This window comes from Rubrobacter aplysinae (genome assembly GCF_001029505.1).
In the GTDB taxonomy this organism is placed as follows: domain Bacteria; phylum Actinomycetota; class Rubrobacteria; order Rubrobacterales; family Rubrobacteraceae; genus Rubrobacter_A; species Rubrobacter_A aplysinae.
Genome location: NZ_LEKH01000029.1, coordinates 1 through 6,669, shown reverse-complemented (window position 1 = coordinate 6,669; position 6,669 = coordinate 1). Strand labels below are relative to the sequence as shown.

Genomic DNA, 6,669 nt, shown 5'->3' with positions numbered 1-6,669 from the left:
GGGGCATCCTCGGGATGTTCCTGCTTGCTCTGTATGTCGTCTACAGCGTGCTGTCTAACAGCATGTTTCTCTAGGGGGCCTCGTGCGTCACATAAAGAATATCGGCTATCGGGTGATCGTGGCCCTCTGTGTGTTCGCGATACTGTCTCTGATCTTTCAGGTGATCTAATGGCCGTCCTGAACCCTATAACCTTCGTGACCGGCCCTCTCGGGTGCGGTAAATCGTACTTTGCTATGAAAAACGTGATGGAGTATCTAGCGGCGGGCAAGATTGTTGCTACCAACTTTGATCTCGTCGGTGACTGGTGGAATACGGCGTATAAGATGGGCCACTCGCCAAAAAAGCGCAGCTACCCGGCCTCCGAGGAGTGGAAGCAAGACTGCCTCTCGCGGGCGCTTCGCTTCGACCGTCAAGATGACCTCTATGATTATCAGTTCGACGGTCCTGGTGAGGACCAGGGGCTCGTCGTGCTCGATGAGTCTGGCCTGAGCCTCAACGCTCGGCTCTATCAGATGCGGCAAAAGCAAGACGCTGACCGCTACGAGAACCCCATAAAGGCTCTCCAGTGGTACATCAACATGCGGAAAATAGGCTGGACGGCCCTTATCCTGGCCCATAGCTCGAAGCACCTCGACAACCAGGTGCAGGATATGGGCGGCGGCATCGTGAAGCTGCGTAACTTCGCGCGGGTCAAGCTGCCCCTGGTCGGCGTTGGCGTGACCCGCAAGCCCCGGTTTATGGCCGCTCATTTTGACCCGCAGATGTCTAGCAAGCCCATCTACAAGGAGCACTACGGCCTCCGGCCAGCTATCGCCAACCATTACAAGTCGCAAGATACCTTTGAGTGGATGCCGGAGATGCGCGGCATACGACCACACCGCCAGCCCGGCCCTCTCCTACAGCCAGCCGGGACGTATGCGGAGGAACTGCGCCGCGCCAGCGCCGCCGCCGGGACCGGAGGGACCGGCGGCGGCTCTGCCGCAGGCTCGGGTACGACGCTCTCGGACTGGTTGCCTGCTGGAGAAGACGAGCTGTGATGTGGCGTAAGCCCTGTATTACGCCACCCGCAAAAAGCCATCTCGCCAATTGGGGGGTTGCGTGAGATGCCACGAGGCTGCATAGTACACACTGCTGAATGGGATGAGATAGAAAAAGCTCCCCGGAATGGTCGCCACCACCGGGGAGCAGAAACAAAGTTCAAGGAGAATACTATCATGGTCGCCACCATCGGAAAATACGTAGATGCCCTCTACCTCTCCAGCTCTGCCGGGATATTGTCCGAACCAAGCGAAAAGCTGCTGGACGCGGCGAAGATCGCAGCTCAAGAATCTGAGGATGATGTAACGGAGCTGGCCGAGATTCCCGGTGTCGCCGGGGGCCTGTTCTACATGAAGCCGCACGGCAAAGGTAAATACCAGTTCGTCCTCAGAAATGCCCGGTTCTACGTCGAGGTCTCCAAAATGGGGATGCTCCCGACCCTCAAGATACAGCCGCTAGCGCAGCTCCTCTATGAGTACGAGCTGACGGCCGTGCAAGAAATGGCCGTCGAGATTACACGCTACTTTTCCGGCTCTAGTGACTTCCGCTTGGTGGTCTCCCGAGTTGACATAGCCGTAGACTTTCAGGCGCCCGGCTTCGAGGTTCCTCATATGGCTGATGTCGTCTCCCGCGCTCGTGATCGCTATGTCTCCTATCAGGGGGCCGATGCCAACGCAATCACGATAGGTAAAGAGTCTAAGAGCCTCCAGGCGCAGCTCTACAACAAGAGCCTGGAGCTGCTCAAGTCGGACAAAGGCTGGATGCACGAAGTGTGGGAGGCATCCGGCTATGATCCGATGCTCGATGTGTGGCGTTTTGAGTTGCGCTTCTTCCGCGAGGGCCTTCACTCCTTCGGGGTGGACGGCCTGGAGGACTTCATTAACGCCTGCGGAGACCTCGTGAGATATGCCCTGGGTACTGGTGAGGACCCTGGGTGGTTGCGCATCTGCGACTCTGACACCCGGCATTACTCTGCTGAGGGGCACTCGGGCCGCCGGAGTGCGGTGCAGTGGTTCGATACCATTCGGTCTTACATGGCTGAATCCCTCCCTGTGCAGGGTCTAAAGCGCCTCGGTGACAACTGCCGCCGCTCCTGGGATCACACGGTAAAAATGGCCGGCGCTATGATCGCCCGGGCCTCCGCGATACTTAAGTCCTGTGGCTACACTGAGGCACCCAATCCCGAGACCGTGGGCCGTCTTATCGGCCAGGAGTACCGCGAGCGTCTGTCCGGTGATGGGGTCCTCGGTTGGGCCGAGAAGGTAAACCAGCTCCTCAACGAGAAGCGCGGTGAGGTCTGGCACCCGACCATCGATTATCGGATTGACTATGATCCGTTCTGGGCGGTCTCTGCATAGTTCCACCTCCCCGCCTCCCGCAAGATCGGGGCCGAGCCTAGCTGCTGGCTGTCCAAATTTCGGGACCATCGGTCCCGTACTGTATACATCTAGCCGGCTGCGGTCCTGTTGCTGGGCTGCTAACCCGCGCCGGGAATCTATCCACACTCCTTCTTGACCAGCCGTAGTCCGTACTGGTTTCCTAACTGACCTTTATGACGTTTGTGACCTCTGATGTAACGTTTTTATTAAGATTCCCTCAGAGGTGTTGCGACTCTTACAACTTTAATGCTAGCCTTTTTGCAGTCGTTGAAAACGGGTCTCCCCCGATCCTCGCAAAAGTACTCGGGGGGACCCTACCGACACGGTGAGGAGAACACCATGCCGGATACCGAGAATATACGCCACACACAGCCGTGGCGTTGCAGGCCAGAGCTAGACGGTTCGCTCAACTTGGCTTCACCGGATCACCCGCGACTCGATGATCTAACCGAAGACCAGCGCGCACTAACCGCCGTCTTTCACTGGGCGCATCAGACCTGCGATTACCTTCTCTATCTTCTGGAGTCTGGCTGGGTCGAGCTACACTGCCCGACCTGCGACTCTTTCCGCTGTTACCCACCTTCCATAGACGCAGAGAAGGGGGGTGAATAAATATGTCAGAACCCATAGAGCTCCAGATGAAGCTCCAGCGTAGGAACCCGTTTTCCTTGAACGGGGGTCAGACGGAGGGCGTATCCTTCCGGCTTCAAGAGTGGGACTACCGGCACGAGGCCACGTTGATGCTAAAGATCGACGGCGAAGCCAACGCCGACGCCCACAAGTCTCCGCTCTACGGTCTCCGTAGCGCGGAAGTAGGCGACATGGTTACGGCTACTTTTGAGCCGTACCAGGATCGCCGTCAGGAGTCCCGCGAAGGCGGCAGAGACTCCGTTAAAGACGTGATTGGACTCCGGCTCGTAAAGGTCTCTGTGACCGAGCAGCAGCAGTCCTCCAATGGCTCTAGCAAGACCGGAGCTACAGCGTAATGCAGGCCCTTCTCCTGCTCCAGTCCACCAGCGTTGAAACAACAGTCGCGCTCGATCCCGAGCAACTTGAAACCCTCGTCGAACACGGCCAGGGCAACACCTTTGCGCTGATGGGCTGGTTAGCAATCATGGTGATGTGCCTCGGCGCTATCGCTCTAATGCTTGCTCTAAGGGGGAGATAATGCCTGATCCACTGACGTTTATCGGCCAGCTCGACAACGCCCTAACGTACATGGTCGCGGGATGGGCCGCGTACATCATGATTTTCGTTGTGGGCTGGTTCAACGATATTTCGTGACCGACAGAAAGGAACATCAGCACATGACTGCCCTCAATAATGCGGCCCACTATGTAGGCCGTCGCGCTATGGCTCTAGCCTTCGGGCTTGCCCTGGTCGCCGCGTATTTCGTCGCCGCGTCTCCGGCTCACGCCCAGGTTGGCGGCGAGATCAAGAGCGCCGCCACCAGCGCGGCCACCGCCGGTATAGCCGCTGGTGCCGCCGTCGCGGTGATCGTGCTCGGCGGCACGGTCGTGTACAAGCTGGTCAAGAAGTTCACCAGCTAAACCTACCGAAAGGGGAACCGCTTGCTATCCGCACTCCGTAACCACCGCCGCCGCGTGATCCTCGCGGCTATGGCTGCGTCTATGTTCGTGGTGTCGGCCATGCCGGCATATGCTCAGGACGCTACACCGTCGCCGGGGTCGAGCATCGAGAATGCCGCCACCGGAGCTGCCACCGCCGGTATAGCCGCCGGTGCCGCCGTCGCCGTGATCGTGCTTGGCGGCACGGTTGTGTACAAGCTCGTGAAGAAATTTACGAGCTAGATGCTGAAATACGGCCTAGTGTTGCTGCTGGCCGTTGCAGCCACAGGGGCGGTCCTTTTCGGGGCCGCCTCTACTGGTTGTTTGACTTCGCCTGCCGTCGCACAGACGCCACCACCCTCTACCGAGGTTCTGGACGAGGGCGAGGTCAGAAAGCTACGCAAGTTCCTCGATAACACCGACCCGGAGAAGTTCGGCAAGTACAAAAAGACACGCGGCATCTTGAAGCGGGCTAGTAAAAAGGCTCTGCCAACCCTCAGCCGTCACGCGATCACTAAGGGCGGTCTTGCTGGCGTTGCCGCTGGGGTGTGGATACATAATGCCAACACGCTATACACGGCATATCAGGACGGGCAACCAGCAGATCCCATAGTTGTTGATTCGCAGCTCAAGAAGGTGGAGTCTTCCGGTGGGCCATACTTCCAAAAGGTAGATAATGGCGAGGTGGTCGGGGCCGGTGCCCTGCTGGGCTTCGATTACACCTACGCTGACGGTGTAGGTACCATCACCTTTGATTATGCGGTTCAGACGAATCAACAGCCGTGGTATGGGAATGGGAGGATGCGATATCTGGGCAATAGTGAAGGCGTGGACGCCTCCGCCACTGCCAGAGACCAGCCTTCACAGTCCTTTAGCTGGAACATTACGAATAACGATTGCAAGGGCAAGGTGTCGGTTAAAGATTCGGGAGACAACCCCGGTCCCGCGACTGTACTAAAGACGGGTATTTGCTCTATGGAGAGTGTCCAGGGGCAAACGGACATTTACGATATGGGTACGCAGACCCAGACGACTCCGGCCGAGTACACACCTTCTGAGGGTGATTTCGTCTCGTCGCCGGAGAAAACAAAAAGGCTTTGGGATGCTGTTAAAGCCGATCCCGAATACAGCCCGAAAGAGCAGGGCACCGAGGGTGAGAAGCCTGCCCCTGGAGCCTACCCGCCCGAGGTCGAGCGGCAAGCCGACCAGCACGGCGGCGTTGTTGACGTTCGTGAGAATCCAGACGGCTCCACCACCTACAGATTCGCGGACGGCACCGAGTTCACTACTTGGCCGGACGGTACTGAGTTCACCCGTACCCCTGACGGTGTGGAGACCTGGAGATACCCTGACGGCACCCGGCGCACTTATGATCCCCGCACCGGGACGGAGACCACGACATACCCTGATGGGACCACGCAGACGCGGCAATTCCCTGACGGCACACCCGGCCAGGAGACACGTTCGCCCGGTGCTACGCCCAACAGTGAGGAATGGCGTTCACCTACTGGTGATCCTGTACCCGAAGGTAATCGGCCCTCCGAGCCGCAGCCGAAGAACGCACCCAAGCCCGGCAATCCCACAAAGCAGGGCGGCTCGACGTGCAGCTCTCCGCGTGAGTTCTCCTTCGACCTGCCGGAGATGGAGCCTGGGAGCGTCTTTCCTTTCTCGCTCATCCTCGGCCTGCTGGAGATAGTCGGCTCGCTGGTCTCGACGCCAGAGGCTCCGACATTCAACCTGCCGCCGTTTGGCATGGTGACCGTGCCTCAGTCCTTTCACAACGTGATCCAGGTGGTCAAAAACCTGATGGGTGTCGGGCTGGTGTTCGGGATGTCCCTATGGTTCTACCGCTACATCACCGGGAAGGGCTGACATGCTCGACGGCCTCATATGCTGGATTCGTTGGGCGGCTCAGTCGGGTGCGTCTTACATGGTTGATGGTATCGAGTTCATCACGGATGCGATTATCGGGGCTATCGCTGCGGTTCTCTCCCTGCTGCCCCAGCACGAGCTGGGCAACCCGCTCGACAACAATAGGGTGCTCGGAGCCGTTAACTACTTCCTGCCGCTCGGTATCGTGACCGCCGGGTTCTCGGGGATTATGACGGCTTGGATCGCTTACCGCGTGTACCAGTGGTTGGTCGCTACCGCAAACGTGGAGTAAAGGGGGATTATGTCACTACTGTTTGCCGTGGTCGTCGGTGTTCTGAGCTATTCGTATTTCCTGCTCATTCTGGAGCTGGGCCGGAGGTTTGGGGGCCACGATGATTGATCCCGCGATGGGGATTACGGCTCTATGCAGCTTTGCTGTGGCTGTCCTGACGTTGGCGGGTATCGGTCTGTTAGCGGATCGGTTCCGGCGGTGATGGGAGGTGGCGTGTGATTGATGGTGCGGGCCTGCTTCTGACGGCCTTTCCTTGGTACTTCTGGCTGATTGTCCTCGTCCTGGTGGGCGCTCGGCGCGTGGTGCCGTTGATCAAACGATTCTTCGATGTGTCCAGTGGTAACCGAGTCAAATAGGAGGCTGATCCATTATGGGTAGATACCTGTTTTTCGGGGGCATCCTCGGGATGTTCCTGCTTGCTCTGTATGTCGTCTACAGCGTGCTGTCTAACAGCATGTTTCTCTAGGGGGCCTCGTGCGTCACATAAAGAATATCGGCTATCGGGTGATCGTGGCCCTC

General features: G+C 58.3%; 8 protein-coding genes. All 8 read left to right on the top strand.

The features are described 5' to 3' along the window. Positions 1-33: 33 nt before the first annotated feature. The 8 genes from ABD53_RS15405 (at position 34) to ABD53_RS15370 (ending at position 6,150) form a co-directional block, all read left to right on the top strand. Positions 34-1,038 carry a zonular occludens toxin domain-containing protein gene (locus tag ABD53_RS15405; protein WP_082148562.1) on the top strand — a complete coding sequence of 335 codons (1,005 nt, stop codon included), beginning with the start codon at positions 34-36 and terminating at the stop codon, positions 1,036-1,038. Between the two features lie 177 nt (positions 1,039-1,215). Then, entirely contained in the window at positions 1,216-2,397 is a 1,182-nt protein-coding gene (locus tag ABD53_RS15400; RefSeq protein ID WP_047866723.1) for a hypothetical protein, read from the top strand. A gap of 635 nt (positions 2,398-3,032) precedes the next feature. Then, a complete protein-coding gene (locus ABD53_RS15395; RefSeq protein WP_047866722.1) occupies positions 3,033-3,404 on the top strand; it encodes a hypothetical protein in 372 nt (123 codons plus the stop codon). Then, entirely contained in the window at positions 3,404-3,586 is a 183-nt protein-coding gene (locus tag ABD53_RS15390; RefSeq protein WP_047866721.1) for a hypothetical protein, read from the top strand. The genes ABD53_RS15395 and ABD53_RS15390 overlap by 1 nt, the downstream gene beginning before the upstream one ends. A 112-nt stretch (positions 3,587-3,698) precedes the next feature. Continuing rightward, positions 3,699-3,968 (top strand): hypothetical protein, encoded by a 270-nt coding sequence (locus ABD53_RS15385; RefSeq protein WP_047890007.1) that lies wholly within the window; start codon positions 3,699-3,701, stop codon positions 3,966-3,968. 21 nt (positions 3,969-3,989) lie between these two features. Further along, the gene (locus ABD53_RS15380; protein ID WP_047866719.1) at positions 3,990-4,229 is read left to right on the top strand and encodes a hypothetical protein; all 240 of its coding nucleotides are present in this window, start codon (positions 3,990-3,992) and stop codon (positions 4,227-4,229) included. After that, positions 4,230-5,858 (top strand): chromosomal replication initiator protein DnaA, encoded by a 1,629-nt coding sequence (locus ABD53_RS15375; protein ID WP_047866718.1) that lies wholly within the window; start codon positions 4,230-4,232, stop codon positions 5,856-5,858. 58 nt (positions 5,859-5,916) lie between these two features. Beyond that, positions 5,917-6,150 carry a hypothetical protein gene (locus ABD53_RS15370; protein ID WP_152670821.1) on the top strand — a complete coding sequence of 78 codons (234 nt, stop codon included), beginning with the start codon at positions 5,917-5,919 and terminating at the stop codon, positions 6,148-6,150. Positions 6,151-6,669 lie beyond the last annotated feature (519 nt).

What these genes read in the sequence shown, in the direction of transcription:
- ABD53_RS15375 (WP_047866718.1), top strand. Translation starts at nt 4,230, where the DNA reads ATGCTGAAATACGGCCTAGTGTTGCTGCTGGCCGTTGCAGCCACAGGG.
- ABD53_RS15395 (WP_047866722.1), top strand. Translation starts at nt 3,033, where the DNA reads ATGTCAGAACCCATAGAGCTCCAGATGAAGCTCCAGCGTAGGAACCCG.
- ABD53_RS15370 (WP_152670821.1), top strand. Translation starts at nt 5,917, where the DNA reads ATGGTTGATGGTATCGAGTTCATCACGGATGCGATTATCGGGGCTATC.
- ABD53_RS15405 (WP_082148562.1), top strand. Translation starts at nt 34, where the DNA reads ATGTCGTCTACAGCGTGCTGTCTAACAGCATGTTTCTCTAGGGGGCCT.
- ABD53_RS15400 (WP_047866723.1), top strand. Translation starts at nt 1,216, where the DNA reads ATGGTCGCCACCATCGGAAAATACGTAGATGCCCTCTACCTCTCCAGC.
- ABD53_RS15390 (WP_047866721.1), top strand. Translation starts at nt 3,404, where the DNA reads ATGCAGGCCCTTCTCCTGCTCCAGTCCACCAGCGTTGAAACAACAGTC.